Raw genomic sequence first — 16,975 nt, 5'->3', positions numbered from 1 at the left:
AGGAAAATTGCCGTGACGCATCAATCATGATATGATCAAACCATGCTGACGTTTGTGGGAGACAATCTCCTTTCCACATTGATCGGGCTGCTCGCGACGACCGTGTTCTTCCTGTACAGCAACAATCGTTGTTTTGGCATCAAGGCACCCCAACGGGGGTTTTCCTATTATACGGGGCTCCTTTTCATTTCTCCTTTCATGTACATGCTGGGGTGCGACTTCCTTTTGGTCCTCCTCTCACGCGTCATCCGTTTCTCCGCCATTTCCCCCTCAAAACTTTCCCAAGTGGTCCAGGGTTTGGTGCTTCGGCTGGTGGTGTTCGCCACTCCGATGTACGGGGCGGTCTCTTTGTACGCACGCCTTGTCCGTCAACCCAAGGCACATTGTTTTTTCGTCTATGGCATGCTGTGGGTCATTTATTTCGACGCCCAGTTGGTTTCCACCCGACCGGAAGTGTTTGTTCCTGTGTTCTTCCTCTTTGCGTTGATCTGGTATTTTCTGTTTCGCGACGACATCATCACCCTCAGCGACCATACCAATGATGCTCTGTCGTTCCGTCGGATGGATCTGGCACTCGGCACGGCAATCGGTACGAACGTGGTGCTGAACTGGACGTTGTATCTCCCAGATGATGCCCTGGGGAATGCCGTCGTCCCCCATTGGTTCATCCGGCTCTGGCTTGCCATCATCGGCGTTTCCATGTTCGCCATGATGCTCTTTTTCTTCCGAAGCATGTTTGAAGGAGAAAAGAAACGACGGGAACTCATAGGTACAAACACACGCAACCTCACCCTGGCGAAGTTGGCCACGGATGCGCAGGAGCAAGTGATCTTCTCTCTTGCCCAGATGGTTGAGTCGAAAAGCGGACAGACAGGACAGCATGTACGACGCGTCTCCGAGTATGTACGGGTTCTGGCGCGTACGATGGGATTCCGGAAAGGTGACGTGGAGACGCTCCGCGTGGCTTCCATGATGCATGACATCGGCAAGCTGATGATCCCCTCAGAGATTCTGGACAAGCCAGGCCCTCTTTCTCCGGAAGAATACCGCATCATCCAGCAACATGTGGCGTTCGGGGACCAGTTGCTCTCTGGCGTCCACGGATCCATTCTTGCCTCTGCAAGAACCATCGCTCGGGAACATCATGAGCGTTGGGATGGGACGGGATACCTCCAAGGCAGGAAAGGTAGGGAGGTCGCCCTTTCCGCGCGGATCACCAGCGTGGCGGATGTGTTCGATGCCGTGACGGCCAAACGGAGCTACCATCCGGCACGCCCGTTTGAGACAGGCAGAGAGGTCATTCTCAAGGGATCAGGAACACAGTTTGATCCTGCCGTCGTACAGGTGTTTCTCCAGGCATATCCTTCGTTGGTCGCTGTCGCTCAACGATTCCCGGACCCTTGATACCGCTCCTTCCACCAAGCGGCGTCCACCGGATTCCAATCGTTGTGACGCATCATCAACCCCATCACAAAAAACAGGAAACGGCCCGGTATGTTCTGACGGGCGTGACCCGCCGTTTGGTTGATCCTCCGGGCAAGACGTTCCGTCCGACGCTGGATGCCCAATTTCCGCTTGGATGATATGGCATCCCACTTCTCCGCCTGGATGAGGAAGGGAAGCAAATGGATCTCCCCGACCGACCACCACCGGAACTGACGGGCGATTTCCTTTGCCGCGGCCTTTGCCCCTCCACCCGCAGCGGTGGTGACCGCCACCCCGATCTTCCGCCGCATGTCGGCGGGGCGATGGCTCATCCACCGGTAGACGAAATGGTCACACAACTCTTTCATCTGACCGGTCATGCCGAAACAGTACGTCGGGGAGGCGAAGACCACGACATCGGCTTGCTCGATCGCCTGGATGATCGGTTGGACGAACGCCTGGTTTGGGCAAAGACGCTCATCGTTCGTAATGCAGGAGAGGCATCCCACACACGCCCGGATGCCGGTCAAAGTGAATTCCTGGATTTCAGTGGGATCAAAGACAAGATGAGAGAGAAGCAACTGAGTCAGGCTCCAGGTGTTTCCGTGATGATTCTGTCCGTATACGACGGTGACGCGTATCAGGATTCCTCCGTTTGGAACGATATGGCATCACCACAAGGGATGCGCTTGTCTACACTCGTGACGGACCGGAGATGGAAACCGTCTGGGAACAGAAAGCCGTACGGGCAACCACCGAGGCAAGCTCGGCACGCTTGCCCTTGGTACCGAAATAGACGGCGACAAGCACCAGCACCATCGCCACCGCGATGAGCAGGTACCGGGTGGGTTTCCGGTCAAACCAATTCTTTTCGTCGCGGTTTTCCGTGTTTTCCGTCATATCCGTTTCCGTCCTTCGTCTATCAGCCAAAACAACGGGCGGAGCAAAAAGGTTACGTTTCCTGGCACGACAAGGCAAAAACCGGCAGCGAACAACATCTCCAGTTCCTTTTGAGACGCACTTTTTCCTATACGTTTCTTATATCGTTTATTATAAAAAAAATATAGGAATGATAGTGTTAATTATCACTCCTATTCTAAACTTGTATGGTTATTATTTTTTCGTGGAATTCTTACAGGATATACGGTATCCAGTAATTGTGGGACTGGTACACCACGAACGTCTCCACATCAGCGATCTCCGTGATATTGTCCAGTTCCTTTTTGAAGAAATCCAACAGGGACAGACCTTCCTCTTCGGAAAGCAATACCTGGACGATCAAATCATACCGCCCGGTGACGACAACCACGTTCATCACACCGCGCAGTTTGAAAAACTCCTTCGCCTTCCTTTCCAGATCCAGCGTGGAAAGCTTCACCCCCATGAAAACGACCTGGGAGCCGGGAAGCGCTTCGGGATTCACCAGACTGGTGATCTGCATCGTCTGGTCTGCGACCAGCTTCGAAACCCGGGTGCGTACGGTGTTTTCCGTTATTCCCAGCTCTTCGCTGATTGAGGAAAAGGCTTTCCTTCCATCGGAAGAAAGTTGCTGGATGATCGCCTTGTTGGTATCGTCCATTTTTGTTTTCATGAGCATTCCGCCCACCGCTCTGAGGCGGGCTTTCCTCCTTCACATGTTCTCTCCATCCAGGCTGACAGGTGCGGCGGAAATCCGCCGCACATTTCCCTCTATCAGCCGTTCCGTCGTTCAAAATCCTTCATGAACTCGCAAAGCGCGACGACGTCTTCCTTCGGGCAGGCGTTGTACAGGCTTGCCCTGAGGCCTCCCACGCTTCGATGGCCCTTCAGTCCAAGCATGCCGGCCGCTTTGGATTCCTCGACGAATTTCGCCTCCAGTTCTTCACTGGGAAGACGGAAGACGACGTTCATCCGGCTGCGGACCTTCTTGTCCACCGGGCATCTCCAGAACGGACTGGAATCGATGACCTGGTACACCATCGAGCTCTTCTCAATGGCGCGCTTCTCCATCGCTTCCACGCCGCCGTTCTTCTTGATCCAATCCATCACCAGACTCACCGCCCAGATGGAGAATACCGGTGGCGTGTTGTACAACCCCTTGTCCTTGGCGTGGAGTTTGTAATCCATGTACGCCGTCATGTTGGGGTTCTGCCGCTCCAGCAGTGACTTCTTCATGATGATCAACGTGGCGCCGGCCGGTCCGAGATTCTTCTGGACACCACCGTAGATCATGGAGAAACGCTCCACAGGAACTGGGCGGGAGAAGAAATCGCTGGACATGTCGGCGATCATCGGAACATCCTCCTGATACTCAGGGAACGACTGCCACTCGATGCCTCCGATCGTTTCGTTGGAGCAGAGGTACAGATAACTGGAAGCCGGAGAAGAAGGACGCACCGTCTTGGGATCGGGGAGCGTCGTGTATTTCCCTTCGGTACCATCAAAATACAGGTTGACCTTTCCCAGCTTCTGGGCGTCGGCAACCGCTTTATTGGACCAGGTGCCACTCTTCAGGTAATCAGCCACCGTACCCGGTTTGAGGAAGTTCATCGGAATCATGGTGAACTGCAGCGTCGCGCCGCCTCCCAGGAAGTACACGTCGTAATCCTCAGGAATGTGGTACACGTCGCGGATCGTCGCCAGACACTGGTCGTACATCTCCTCGAACATGCCACCCCGGTGGCTGGCTTCCAGCATGGAAAGGCCTTTGCCCTGGTAATCGACCAGCTGGTCCCTCAGTTGTTCCAATACTTCAACCGGCAACACGGACGGGCCGGCGAAAAAGATTTTCTTGCGTGCCATCAGATTTTTCCCTCCTTCTGAAATTGTTCAAGCAAATCACACGTCTCATTTCCGATCCTCAGCAGGTTCTCCTCGCTGTTCGCTCCCACATGCGGAGTGAACGTCACATGCTCTTCCTTCAACAGCGGGTCATCCGCCGCGGGAGGATCACTCGGCCAGACATCGGTGCAGTACCATGCAACCTGCCCGCTGTGCAGCATCTCGATCATGTCCGCCTCGTTGACCACCAGCGCCCTGCAGGTGTTGATCACCACCGGCTTCTTCTCGCAATGGTCCAGCAATGTCTTGTTGATCATCCCACGGGTCTCATCGGTGAGTGGTATGTGCAGCGAAATATAGTCAGCATCCTTCACCGCGACCTCGGGGCTCGCGACGATGGTCGCATACGGGCTTGTCTTGTTTTTGTTCCTGTCATAGGCGACGACGTTCATCCCGAACGCCTTGGCCCGCAGGGCGACCTCACTGCCGATGTGTCCGATTCCGAACAGGCAGAGCGTCTTCCCGTACAGCTCCGTCCGTTTTTCCTTCTTCAGCCACTGCCCTTCCTTCAGTCCGTTGTGGTAACGCAGAAGATGGTTGGGTACGGAAAGCATCAGGGAGAACGTCAATTCGGCGACGGCGATCGCTGAGGACTTCGGGGTGTTGTGCACGATGATCCCTTTGCTTTCGGCATACGCCTTGTCGATGTTGTCGATCCCGACCCCTCCCCGGATGATCAGCTTGAGCTTCGGAGCCTTGTCGATGAATTCACGGGTACATTTCGTTTTGCTCCGCACCAACACGACCTCGGCTTCCCCGAGACGCGCCATGTCGCTGGTCACTTCCCCGAAACGCTCCAATTTCCTGGGCATTGAAGCGTCGAACGCGTCACACAACAGAATCAGCATGGTTACCTTCCTTTGGAATTTGATTGGTAAGGGGAATTTCCCCACCCATGGAAAGTATAGGACTTTATTGCTGATTTTGTCAATTTTTATTTGTAAAATTTATGAAAACAGAAGTTTTCTAAAAGGTTAAGGAGAAAATCCAATGAAGAGGATGAGAAGAAAAAAACACCAGCCGTTGCAGGCTGGTGGTGGTTTCAATAACTCTTGGAAGAGTGCATTTTGCGCACTTTCTTCAACTGTTTGCGGGCGTTAGCCTTGTTCTTCCGGTTGAGGATGGTGGAGGGCTTTTCGTAGTACTCCCGCTTTTTCCACTCGCGGATGATGCCTTCTTTCTCAACCATGCGCTTGAACCGCTTGATCGACTTTTCCAAAGGCTCCTGTTCGTCTACTTTCACGAATGCCATATTTCTCTCACCCCCTTTCCCGATCACTGGGTCTGAATTCGAACAGCGAAAGCATGCATCAAAACGGCGACGACTGTCAAGAGAGCGCGGCGGCGATGGATGATCCTTCGCTCCGTTTCATGTCCAGTACGGTCAACTGCAGCGAGGACTGCTGGCGGAAGTAGTTGCGCGAAATGCGGAACGCCACGTCCACCGTATCCCCTTTGTCGAACTCCTTGCCTACTTTCGCGGAGGCGAACCAATAGACCGCAGGCCATTTGTACTGCCCGTAACGAAGCGTCACCTTCACATGTTGGTCCTCTCCATGGGAATTCTTCATGTACATCAGGTCTTCCACGTGGGCGCCGTCGATGGAGAAGACGATCTGGGGGTTCTGTTCCCCATACGGCTCGAAGAACTCCACTTCCTTGATGATTTCCGGAGTGAGGTAATTGGCGGGCAGCGAACAATCGATGGACAGGTTCTCCTCTTCTTCCGGCTGGCAGTCCATCTGGTCAACCACGTCTTCCATACGCTTGCGCAGCACGGGAAGATTCTCCTTCACCATGGAGAAACCTCCTGCGCAGGCGTGTCCGCCGAAATCGCTGAACAGGTCGGCGAAATTGGAGAGGAAATCACGGCTGTTGAATCCTTCCGGAGAACGGATCGAGGCGCTGACGCGGTCGCCGACATCGGCGATGACCAGCGACGGAACCCCATACTTTTTGAGCAGGCGGCTGGCCATCAGGCCGGTGATGCCACGGGCCATCTTGGGATCCTCGATGACGACGATCTTCGAACCGCTTTTCTCCATGCTCTCGTTGGCCAGCGGCGTGAGCCGCTCCCACGCGTCCTCCCCCAGTTTCTGGCGCTGCTTGTTCAGGTTCTCCAGTTGCATGGCGTAGGTCTCCGCGGTCGCGACGTCCGGGGCGAGCAGCATGTCTACGGCGACCTTGGGCTGTCCCATCCGGCCTGCGGAATTGAGGACCGGAGCCAACTGCCAGGAAATGTTCTGGCTGGTCAGCTCTCTTCCGTTGAGGTTCTGCATCGTCATCAGCGGCACCAGGGAGGGCCGGCAGGAAGTCTGCAGCATCTTGATGCCACGACGGACAAGAATACGGTTCTCATCGATCATCGGCATCAGGTCGGCCACCGTCCCGATGGCCACAAGATCAAGGATCTTCTCATAGTCTTTGTCCAGCGACGGGCATCGTTTGCGCACGTATGAGGCGAACAGGCTGTACAACGTCTCCATCTCGTCCCGACCATGGTCGGTGTACCGGCTGGTGCGGCTGATCGTCGAAAGGGTGAACAGGCTCTTGCCTTTGATCATGGGAAGCGCCTTCTCCATTTCCCCTCGCATATCCACCAGGGAAATCTCCACTTTCTTTCCAAACGCTTCCCGAAGCTGGTTGGTTTCCATTTGGCTGTCCAGCACCAGCACCGGAACGTTTCCCGTAAGGAACTGGATCGCCTTGCTGGAAGCAAGGTCGACCACCCCGGGGTTGATCTCTTCCCTCACCCGGTCGATCTCCATCAGATTCTCCAGGCGCACCGCCTGGATCAGGACGGTCCCGTTCCCGGGTTGGGCATGCAGCAAAATGCAGTTCTCATGGTAGAACGGCGTCTGTGCGAAACGCAGGGCCCAGATCACCTTGGACACCACCCCGCAGGCGGCCAGGTGCTCGAACGGGTATCCTGAGCCCTGTACCTTGGGGTCGATGATCGCCATGGCGGCAGGCAGTTTGTCGTCGGAAAGGTGGTGGTCCAGCACCAGCGTGTCGATGCCACATTCCGAGGCGTGGGCGATCTCATCAAAATTGGAGATGCCGCAGTCCACCGTGATGATCAGGGTGACCCCGTCCTCCATCGCCTGGTCCACCCCGGCGATGGTCATGCCGTACGGTTCGTCCCCTTCCGGCAATTTATAGGAGACATCCGCCCCCATCGACGAGAGTTCGGAGACAAGCAACGCCGTACTGGTGATGCCGTCCACGTCCCGGTCCCCGAAGACCCGGATCTTCTCCTTCTCGTCAAGCGCCGACTGGATACGATCCACCACCGTTTCCATATCATCAAACAGGAACGGATTGTGGAGGAACGAAAGATCATTTTCCAAAAAGAACTTCACATCATTACGGCCGGAAATCCCCCGTCTGGCCAGAATCGCCGCGCTGAGCAGGGACACGTTGTACCGCTCATGCAGATTCCTGACCTCCTTGGGAGAGACCGGACTCTTTTTCCATTGCATATGTCCAACCTTGCTATCAATAATCCCTACGTCATTGTCTGGAGGACCGGGCCATCCAGCGTCTTCAGTTCGCCCGCCACCAGGACGGCGTACCGCAACATGTACCGTTTGATCCGCTCCCGCGTCCCAGGGTTGAGGTCCACATGCACCGCCGAGCCAAAGGGCATCGGTGCGGTGACGGACAAATACCGGCGGGCGCCGGGAGGAAGCAGCATGTCGTCCTTCACTGTAGCACATTTCAGGCAACAAGGGGCAGTAAGCTGCCAGGAAAACCCGAGGATTTCGTCTTGTCCGTACGGAGAGTCGCAGACCGGACACCGGTCCAGGTCCGGCCGGAGCCCAAGGATGCCGATCATCGCCCAGATGAACTGGATCACGCATTGGACCTTGTTGACGACAGGATCCTCCAGCGCTCCAAGCGCCTGGGAGAGCAACTGGTACGTCGCCCCCCAGTCGCCTCCGTTGGTCTTCAGGATGAATTCGGAGAAGAACAACGCCGTGTATGTCGTTGACAAGTCCTGGCGAAGCGTCTCATGCATGGAACGGATGGCAATATCCGTCAACGTATAGGAATGCTTGACTGGGTTGACGTACAGATAGAATGTCCCCTCGGTGGAGACTTCCGCCTTTACCGCTTTGTTCGCTTTTCTCGCTCCGTAATTGCGCACGTCGATCACCCCGAGATCCTCAGAGAGGATCCGGAGCGTCCGGTCCACCGTGCCGGAACGGACGCTGGAAAGAACAATCCCCTGGGTGATGACATTTCGTTCCATGTTTGCAAGTATAGAACATTCGTCCCTGGGGTGCTATGCTGAGGCGGATGAAACCTCTCCGTCTGCTGGTGCTTCTGTCCATCCTCTCCTTCCCCCTCTCGGCGCTGAGCCTTACCGGCTCTTCCCCCGTCCAGCCATTCGACAGCCAAAAAGAACTTGCCCGGCACGATTTCACTACTCCCTTGACCGGAGAGCTTGAGGATTGGGCGGAGAAAACAGAGATATCCATCATCATCATGGGCCCGGAGAAACCGTTGTATTCCTGGTTCGGACATGCCGCCATCGTGGTATGGCAGCCAGGCGGCCACGGCGTCATGTACGATTACGGGGTGTTCGACACCCAGCAGAAGGGCTTCTACTGGAACTTCATCCGAGGCCGGATGCTGTACAACATCTGGGCGACGGACGCCGACTGGCGGTTGGAACTGGAAATGGAAGGAGGACGGAGCGTCGTCGAGTACCGGCTTGACCTTCCCCCACAGGCGAAGTACCAGATCATGGAATTCCTTAAGCGGAACGCGTTGGAAGAGAACAACACCTACCTGTACCACTTCTACAAGGACAACTGCGCCACCCGGCTGAGGGACATCATCGACGCCGCGACCGGCGGGGATTTCCAACGATGGGCGAAAACGCAGCCGGTGGAAGGGACCTACCGTTCCTGGGCGGAGCGATACCTGGGCCATTCGTTCTTCACCAGCTGGATGCTGAACTATCTCCAAGGGCCGGAAGTCGACCAACCCATCTCATTGTGGGAACAGATGTTCCTGCCAGATCGTCTTGGCGACGCCATCCAAGAATACGCCCCTCTTGGCGCTCAGCGCATCGTCCATCAGGAGCAGGACCGGAGTGTGATCCCCTTCACGCCAAGCCATACCCCGGTATCCAACGACATCTGGTCATTCCTGTTCGGTCTGTTGCTCGCGGCCATCACCTGGCTGTTCTGGCGGAATGGATGGAAGGGTTTGGGGAAAGCCTGGAATTTCCTGCTGTTGCTGGTCTTGGGGGTGTGCGGGACGATCCTCTGCTATGCCGTCTGCTTTTCCGACCTCGACGTCACGTGGTTCAACGAATCACTGTTGGTCGTCAATCCGCTTCTGTTTCTTCCCGCGTTCTGGGTGTTCCACCATCCCAGGCGGTCGGGTGCGTTCCTCCGGGTGATGGCCATCATCACGTTGGGGTTGCTGATCCTCAAAGGCTTGTTCCCTGATTGGCTTTCCCAGGATTCCCTGAAAACCCTGCTTCTCTGCCTTCCTGTCTACACAACCGGATTTTTCAAGGACGGTTCGCCAGCGCGGCGTTCACGGAAAGAAGCTCCAGCGGAGTAAGATTCCGCTGGGCGGCAATACGGGGGGCGAACCCCCGGCCGGTGATGGTGCGGTTGTAGGCTTCCGCCTTACCCTGATAGTCCGCCACCAGTGTATCCAATTCCGTTTCAATTTCCCCAAGTTTCTCAAAATACGGTTGGAATTCCCGGTAATGGTCAGTTCCGAACAATGCTTTCTGCATTTGGGTCAGCGCGGCATCCAGCTGGTTGTAGGCCTTGCTGACCACCAGGGGAGTCCTGGGATCGGAACGATACAATGAGATCGCGGCCAACGCATCGCCGGTCCGCGCCGTGTCATCCACCACACGGCAGAGGTTTTCCGCCCAGGTGAACCGTTCGTCCATTTCCGACCCCAGTTGATCCCACGCGGCGCTTGCTTCCCTGTGGGTTTTCTCCACAGCGTTCTTCCTCATCTCATATTCCGCCCAGGTGAGGGCGGACAGGAGCGCGACGATGACGACGATCGTCACCACCACGCTCTTGCGGTCCTTGAACTTCCAGCCGTCAGGGGACAATCCACGTTCCTTTGGTGCCTTCCACCGCTTCCGCCATGTGCTCCGGATCGGTGATGATGCCTGCATTTCCCGTCTGGGAGACAAAGCTGGTCATCGCCTGGATCTTGGGAAGCATGGAACCGGGAGCGAACTGCCCTTCCCTGGTGTAGGCTTCCGCCTCTTTGAGCGTCATTCGCGCCACAGACCGCTGGGTGGGCTTTCCATAGTCCAGACACACGGCAGGGACGGCCGTGGAGATGATGAACAGGTCGGCGCCCAACTGACGGGCCATCAATGAGGCGGCAAGATCCTTGTCAATGACCGCTTCCCGTCCGCAGAGCAGGCCTGCTTCATCCCGTACGACGGGGATTCCACCGCCACCTGCGGCGATGACGATCACGCCATCCTTCAGCAACGTACGGATCGTCTCGATCTCAATGATCGACAACGGCTTGGGAGAGGGAACCACCCTGCGGTACCCCCTTCCGGCGTCCTCCATCACCGTCCATCCGTCATGCTGGACGTGATAGTCGGCATCCTGTTTGGACAGAAAGCTTCCGATAGGCTTCGAGGGGGTTCGGAATGATGGGTCCGCATCAGAGACTTCCACTTGGGTAACCACCGTGGCTACCGGCGGCTGCATGCCCACTTTGTGGAATTCGTTGTCCAATGCCATCTGCAGGTTGTACCCGATGGCCCCTTGGGTGTCCGCCACACAGGAATCCAAGGGAACGATATGAAGAATGGAGCGGGAATACTCGGCGCGCAGCAGGATGTACCCCACCTGCGGGCCGTTTCCGTGGGCGATGACGACACGGTTTCCCTGTTCGACCAGACGGACGATGTGGCTCGCCGTCTTCCTTGCCGCCTCGTACTGCGCCGAAACGGTAACGTGGTTTGGGTCTTCGATGAGGGAGTTCCCCCCAATGGCGATGACGATCAGTTTCCCATCCATACCTTCCTTCCTTCTACGTGAGATGATCGTACCCGTATCATAGCACGTGTGCAACAAATTGCAACAAAATTCCCGCACCAGACACACAGATTTTTAGGGAAAACCGCACTTCCCTCCCAAGGCGATTTGCGGTAGGCTGTAGGCACTATGAATACCAGTAAGAAAGAATGGTTCCTGTTGTCGCTGTACGTCTCATTCATGGTGATGGCCAACACCCTGGGAGGGAAGATCACCACGCTGGCCGGTGTCAGGGTCTCCGTGGGGATATTCTTCATGCCGGTGATGTTTTTGATCACCGACATCGAGGGGGAGGTATATGGAAAGGAACGGGCCACCCTGTTCGTCCGGTTCGCAGAACTGATGCTGGTCTTCCTGTTCCTGTTCATGGCTTTGTGCATCAAGCTGCCCCCCAACAAGACCTGGGGGATGCAGGAGGCGTACCAATCGGTGTTCGGTTCCTCACTCCGCATGACCTTGGCCAGCCTGATCTCCTTCGTCATCAGCCAAAACCTGGACGTACGGCTGTTCTTCCGCATCCGTTCCTGGAGCCATGGGAAGAAGCTGTGGGTCCGTAACAACGTGGCGACGATCATCAGCCAGTTCGTCGACACCACCGTCTTCATGTTCCTGGCGTTCTGGCGGTACAACGAACGGTACACCGCCGCGTTCGTCTTTTCCCTGGTGCTTCCCTACTGGGCGTTCAAGGTGGTCTTCGCCTTGGCCGACACTCCGTTCTGCTACTGGGGTGTGCGGTGGCTTCGCAAAGGCGCTTCACTTTCCCCGGAAAGTTAAGTACTTTACAGGGCGTAAGAGGAAAACATGCCAGAACAAGAACTGATGCCCGTGGAGCAGATGCTCCCCAATAATTTGTTTATCCTGCCGGTAGTCGGCAATCCAGTGTTTCCGGGGTTGTTCACCCCCCTGATGCTTTCCGACCCCCAGGATATTGATATCATCAACCAGGCCACCAAACACGGCGGCTTCCTTGGGCTGTTGCTGACCCGTTCACCAGAAGCGAAGGAAGGCCAGCTCACCCCGACAGATATGTACGAGGTGGGGACGGTCGCCAAGATCGTCAAACGGATCAAACTGCCCGAAGGCGGCGAATCGGTGTTCATCAGCACGCTGAAACGCTTCAAGGTGACGGAGTACTACCCCTCCGGTCCCTACCTTGTCGCCAGCGTGACGTACCTTGAGGACATTGAGGACGAGCCGGAAGAGCTCCGCGCGTGGACCAGGCTCCTGGTCAGCGAAATGAAACAGCTGACCAAGAACAATCGTCTGTTCAGCGAAGAGATGCGGCTGAACATGGTCAACATCGACCATCCGGGAAAACTGGCCGATTTCATCGCCAGCATCCTGAACGTCGACCGGAAGAAACAGCAGGACGTGCTGGAGACGGTCGTCGTGCGCCGCCGTATCGAAAAAGTCCTGGTGTTCATCAAGGATGAGCAGGACATCGCCGACGTACAGGAAAAAATCCAGGCGAGAGTCAACCAGAAGATCGAGAAGAACCAGCGGGAGTACTTCCTGCGGGAGGAACTGAAGTCCATCCAGCAGGAGCTGGGGCTGACGACCAATCCGAAAACCGATCTGCTCAATCGTCTGAAGAAGAAATTCGCATCCCTCTCGTTGACGGATGAGGCGAAGGAAACGGTTGAGCGGGAGATGAAACGGCTGGAAGGCATGGAGCCGAACAGCCCGGAATACTCCATCAGCCAGACCTATCTGGAGACCATCGCGGATCTTCCGTGGAACGAACCGAAACCGGAGAACTTCTCCATCGAGAGCGCGCGGAAGGTGTTGCAGCGTGACCATTACGGCATGAAGGATGTCAAGGACCGAATCCTTGAGTTCCTCGCCGTACGGAAAAAGAAAGGCGACACCAAAGGCGCCATCATCTGTCTGGTCGGGCCTCCGGGCGTCGGCAAGACGAGTGTCGGCATCTCCATCGCCCACGCGTTGAAGAAGCAGTATTTCCGCTTCTCCGTCGGTGGCATGAACGATGAGGCGGAGATCAAAGGACACCGCAGGACGTACATCGGCGCCATGCCGGGCAAGATCATCCAGGGGATGAAGATCACCAAGGTGAAGAACCCTGTCTTCCTGATCGATGAGATCGACAAGATGGGTGTCTCCTACCAGGGGGATCCCGCGTCCGCGCTGCTGGAAGTGCTTGATCCGGAGCAGAACACCACGTTCCGCGACAACTATCTGGATCTTGCCTTCGATGTGTCGGAGGTGCTGTTCATCTGTACCTGCAACACGCTGGAGACGGTTCCCGCCCCGCTTCTTGACCGTATGGAGATCATCGAGATGAGCGGATACACCAGCGACGAGAAGCTGGCCATCGGCAAGAAGTACCTGATCCCCAAATCGCTGAAGAAAAGCGGTTTGACGGACAAAGAGGTGAAATACTCCAAGGAGACCTTGCTGAAGATCGCCGAGGAGTACTGCAGGGAGGCCGGTGTCCGTCACTTCGAGAAATCGCTGGACAAGATCAACCGGAAGATCGCGTTGAAGATCGAGGAGAACAAGGACGAGAAGCTGCCCATCGTGGTGGATTCGAAGAGCTTGGTGGATTTCCTCGGGCAACCGTTGTTCACCCAGGATGAGATTCTCAGGGCGGACAAGGTGGGTACGGCGCTCGGCCTTGCCTGGACCAGCATGGGTGGCGACACCTTGTTGATCGAGGCGCAGAACACCCCGGGCAAAGGGGATCTGAAACTGACCGGACAGCTGGGCAACGTGATGCAGGAGTCGGTGAACATCGCCTATACGTGGATCAAGGCGCACGCCAAGGAACACAAGATCGATGAGTCGTGGTTCGCCAACAACAACATCCACCTGCACGTGCCGGAAGGCGCCACACCGAAGGATGGACCGTCCGCCGGCGTGACGATGACCGTAGCGCTGTATTCGTTGATCACCGGTCAGACGGAAGCGCCGGATCTGGCGATGACCGGAGAGCTGACGCTGAAAGGCAAAGTGATGCCGATCGGTGGTCTGAAGGAGAAGATCCTTGCGGCAAAGCGCAACCAGGTGAAGACGATCCTCTACCCGAAGTTCAACCAGAGAGATCTGGACAAACTGGACGACGAGGTGAAGAAAGGGGTGACGTTCCATCCGGTGTCCACCATCGAGGAAGTGCTCGCCTACGCTTTCCCCAATGACGCGAAGCGCCCGGCGATGCAGAAGATCGGCCCGAACGAAAGCGAACGGGACGAGATCAAGGATCTGGCGGTCGCTGTCGGAAAGGCGGTGGCAGAGGCGATCCGTGGCTGAGTTGCTCTCCCCGGCGGGCAACCTTGAAAAACTCAAGGTTGCCTTCGCCTACGGAGCGGATGCCGCGTACATGGGTTTGGACCGCTTTTCCCTCCGTGCCAACGCGGACAATTTCTCCGATGGTGACCTGGAGGCCGTCAAGGCTTTGAAGGCCACCACCGGAAAGCGGTTGTACTGCGCGTTGAACATCCTGTTTCACGAAGGGCAGATGGAGGATCTGAAAGCCGCCCTGCCCCGACTGAAGGCGTGGCCGTTCGACGCGTTCATCATCAGCGACCTGGGGTGCGTGAATGTGCTCCGCAAAGCGTTCGGGGATGGGGTGGAACTCCATTTGTCCACCCAGGCTTCCTGCACCAACAGCGAAAGCGCCAAGCTGTACCATTCATTGGGGTTCCGCCGGGTGATCCTCGGCAGGGAAACCCCGCTTTCCGACATCAGGAAAATCAAGGACGCCGTACCGGACCTCCAGCTGGAAGTGTTCGTCCATGGGGCGATGTGCATGGCCTACTCCGGCAGATGCCTGCTTTCCTCAGCGCTTGCCGGTCGGTCCTCAAACCAGGGGGATTGCACCCATACCTGTCGGTGGAACTACGCGTTGACGGAAGAAAAACGCCCAGGGGAATACTACCCCATCGAGGAGCATGACGGGTATTCCACCATCCTCTCCTCCAAAGATCTTTGCATGATCGACCATCTGGATGAGTTGCTGGATGCCGGGGTCGATTCGATGAAGATCGAGGGTCGGATGAAATCCGGCTATTATGTCGGACTGGTGACGCGCGCCTACCGCAAGGCGTTGGATAAGGATCCGGATTGGCGGGAATATCGGAAAGGGTTGTTCGAGTTCAGCCACCGCGAGTACTGCACCGGGTTTTTCTACGGTTCCGGTCCGCTTTCGGCCATCACCGAGGAAGGATACCAGCGGGATTGGGTGTTCCTGGGATATCTCAAAGAAGAGATCAAGCCAAGCGTCTGGAGCCTGGATCTGCGCAACCAGATCAAAAAGGGGCAGACCATCCAGTATGTCAGCCCCGAGTCACCCAACATTCCCGATGATTCATACACGTTACTCGACAGTTCATTCCATTTTGTTGACCAGATCGATCATGGTAAGGTACAATACCTCCAGACAGACAAACCGGTACGCGCGGGTTCTATCCTGAGAAGACGCGCTGTGTCCCACGAAGAACAGTTGGGGAGTAACTGATGTTTTACTACGCGATTCTCATGACCATCATGGCGGTGTACGCCTGGGCGATTTCCCTGATGAATGTCATCACCATGACGGTGATGAACCATCGTTCGCACAAACAGTCCAGGACTCCCAGAGTCTCCGTACTGATCCCCGCGCGCAATGAACACGACCACATCGAGGATTGCGTGCGTTCCTTCATGAAGCAGGACTACCCTGATTATGAAGTCCTGGTGTTGGATGACAACAGCACGGATGACACCGCCGCGATTGTCCAGCGTCTGGAAAAGGAAGATTCCCGGGTCAGGTTGTTCCATGGAGAGCCACTCCCTGCAGGCTGGAAAGGCAAGAACCACGCCATCCAGCAGTTGTTGACCCACGCCCAGGGGGAATACCTGCTGCTTACCGATGCCGACACGATCCACAACCCCAATTCCATCCGTCTGGGCGTTGACCTGGCCATCACCTACCACGCGAAATTCGTCAGCGGTTATCCCAAAGAGATCAGCTCCAAGCCTCTTGTCGGCTGCATCATCGCCACCATGGCGTTGAACACCATGCTGTTCACCCCGATTCCCATCCAATACGTAATCCAGAAACGGGGCTACGCCATGGCCATCGGCCAGTATGTGATGGTGGAACGAAACGCCATGATGGATATCGGCGGCATGGAACAAATCAAGAATGAAATCTGCGACGATGTATCACTTGCACGGCTGTTCGTCGCCACCGGAAACAAGTCGCTGTTCTGCGATCTGAAAAGCGCTGTTTCGTGCCGGATGTATGACACCGTCAAAGGAGCGTTCCACGGTATCGAGCGGAGCGTCATCGGTGCCATCGTCCCGTCAGCGAAGATGTTCTACCTGATCATGATCGCCGTCATCGGGGTCGGAGCCATCTGCGTCGCTCCGTTTGTCGGCATTGCCGCGTGGGTGATCACCGGCTCCTCCCATGCGCTGTTCCTGATGATCTCCAGTCTTTCCTTCTGGGCCGCCTTCACGTTGGTCACCGCGTTCCATGGGTTCAAGTTTCCCATCCCGTTGATGGGTCCGTTCTGTTTCACCAACATCATCCTGATGTTCTTCCATGGATACTATCGCAGAGCCACAGGAAAAGGCTTCATATGGAAAGGGCGAAAAATCGACTGACCCCGCCTTTTTTCGCTAGAAACCTCAAAATTTCGCTTCAAATGCAGGTTTTTTGCTTGCGGATGAAAAAAACA

16 protein-coding genes are annotated in these 16,975 nt (G+C 56.0%); 6 read left to right on the top strand and 10 right to left on the bottom strand.

Annotated elements, in window-relative coordinates; all coding sequences use genetic code 11:
- Positions 1–42: 42 nt before the first annotated feature.
- Entirely contained in the window at positions 43–1,404 is a 1,362-nt protein-coding gene (locus LKE28_07810) for an HD-GYP domain-containing protein (GenBank protein ID MCH3908133.1), read from the top strand.
- Here the strand turns inward: LKE28_07810 and LKE28_07805 are convergent.
- From LKE28_07805 to recO, 8 genes are all read right to left on the bottom strand, one after another.
- Positions 1,383–2,006, bottom strand: a complete 624-nt coding sequence (locus tag LKE28_07805; GenBank protein ID MCH3908132.1) for an NAD(P)H-dependent oxidoreductase — start codon at positions 2,004–2,006, stop codon at positions 1,383–1,385. The genes LKE28_07810 and LKE28_07805 overlap by 22 nt on opposite strands.
- Positions 2,007–2,118: 112 nt before the next feature.
- Positions 2,119–2,325, bottom strand: a complete 207-nt coding sequence (locus LKE28_07800; GenBank protein ID MCH3908131.1) for a hypothetical protein — start codon at positions 2,323–2,325, stop codon at positions 2,119–2,121.
- A gap of 232 nt (positions 2,326–2,557) precedes the next feature.
- On the bottom strand, positions 2,558–3,016 hold the full coding sequence (locus tag LKE28_07795) for an Lrp/AsnC family transcriptional regulator (protein ID MCH3908130.1): 459 nt from the start codon (positions 3,014–3,016) through the stop codon (positions 2,558–2,560).
- 101 nt (positions 3,017–3,117) lie between these two features.
- Entirely contained in the window at positions 3,118–4,206 is a 1,089-nt protein-coding gene (serC, locus tag LKE28_07790) for a 3-phosphoserine/phosphohydroxythreonine transaminase (protein MCH3908129.1), read from the bottom strand.
- Positions 4,206–5,093, bottom strand: a complete 888-nt coding sequence (locus LKE28_07785; protein ID MCH3908128.1) for an NAD(P)-binding domain-containing protein — start codon at positions 5,091–5,093, stop codon at positions 4,206–4,208. The genes serC and LKE28_07785 overlap by 1 nt, the downstream gene beginning before the upstream one ends.
- A gap of 194 nt (positions 5,094–5,287) precedes the next feature.
- Complete coding sequence (rpsU, locus tag LKE28_07780) at positions 5,288–5,497, bottom strand: 30S ribosomal protein S21 (protein MCH3908127.1); 210 nt, start codon at positions 5,495–5,497, stop codon at positions 5,288–5,290.
- 76 nt (positions 5,498–5,573) lie between these two features.
- A complete protein-coding gene (gene recJ, locus LKE28_07775; protein MCH3908126.1) occupies positions 5,574–7,727 on the bottom strand; it encodes a single-stranded-DNA-specific exonuclease RecJ in 2,154 nt (717 codons plus the stop codon).
- Between the two features lie 26 nt (positions 7,728–7,753).
- The gene (recO, locus tag LKE28_07770; GenBank protein MCH3908125.1) at positions 7,754–8,500 is read right to left on the bottom strand and encodes a DNA repair protein RecO; all 747 of its coding nucleotides are present in this window, start codon (positions 8,498–8,500) and stop codon (positions 7,754–7,756) included.
- A 47-nt stretch (positions 8,501–8,547) separates the two neighbouring features.
- On the opposite strand from recO, the gene LKE28_07765 reads away from it, so the two are divergent.
- Positions 8,548–9,828: a DUF4105 domain-containing protein gene (locus LKE28_07765; protein ID MCH3908124.1), complete on the top strand. Its 1,281-nt coding sequence runs from the start codon at positions 8,548–8,550 to the stop codon at positions 9,826–9,828.
- Here LKE28_07765 and LKE28_07760 read toward each other — a convergent pair.
- Together LKE28_07760 and arcC are read right to left on the bottom strand one after the other, a co-directional pair.
- Positions 9,776–10,342: a hypothetical protein gene (locus tag LKE28_07760; GenBank protein MCH3908123.1), complete on the bottom strand. Its 567-nt coding sequence runs from the start codon at positions 10,340–10,342 to the stop codon at positions 9,776–9,778. The genes LKE28_07765 and LKE28_07760 overlap by 53 nt on opposite strands.
- Positions 10,332–11,276, bottom strand: coding sequence for a carbamate kinase (gene arcC / locus LKE28_07755; protein ID MCH3908122.1), 945 nt, complete (start codon positions 11,274–11,276; stop codon positions 10,332–10,334). The genes LKE28_07760 and arcC overlap by 11 nt, the downstream gene beginning before the upstream one ends.
- 147 nt (positions 11,277–11,423) lie before the next feature.
- Here arcC and LKE28_07750 point away from each other — a divergent pair, with 147 nt between their 5' ends.
- Genes LKE28_07750 through LKE28_07735 form a run of 4 tightly spaced genes read left to right on the top strand, consistent with a single transcriptional unit; the run spans position 11,424 to position 16,901 of the window.
- Positions 11,424–12,068: a queuosine precursor transporter gene (locus tag LKE28_07750; protein ID MCH3908121.1), complete on the top strand. Its 645-nt coding sequence runs from the start codon at positions 11,424–11,426 to the stop codon at positions 12,066–12,068.
- A gap of 27 nt (positions 12,069–12,095) precedes the next feature.
- A complete protein-coding gene (gene lon / locus LKE28_07745; GenBank protein MCH3908120.1) occupies positions 12,096–14,561 on the top strand; it encodes an endopeptidase La in 2,466 nt (821 codons plus the stop codon).
- Positions 14,554–15,768, top strand: coding sequence for a U32 family peptidase (locus tag LKE28_07740; protein ID MCH3908119.1), 1,215 nt, complete (start codon positions 14,554–14,556; stop codon positions 15,766–15,768). The genes lon and LKE28_07740 overlap by 8 nt, the downstream gene beginning before the upstream one ends.
- Positions 15,768–16,901, top strand: a complete 1,134-nt coding sequence (locus LKE28_07735; protein MCH3908118.1) for a glycosyltransferase — start codon at positions 15,768–15,770, stop codon at positions 16,899–16,901. The genes LKE28_07740 and LKE28_07735 overlap by 1 nt, the downstream gene beginning before the upstream one ends.
- Positions 16,902–16,975: the final 74 nt, after the last annotated feature.

Source organism: Sphaerochaeta sp. (assembly GCA_022482495.1).
Classification (GTDB): domain Bacteria; phylum Spirochaetota; class Spirochaetia; order Sphaerochaetales; family Sphaerochaetaceae; genus RUG023.
This window is presented reverse-complemented; position numbering and strand designations above follow the sequence as displayed.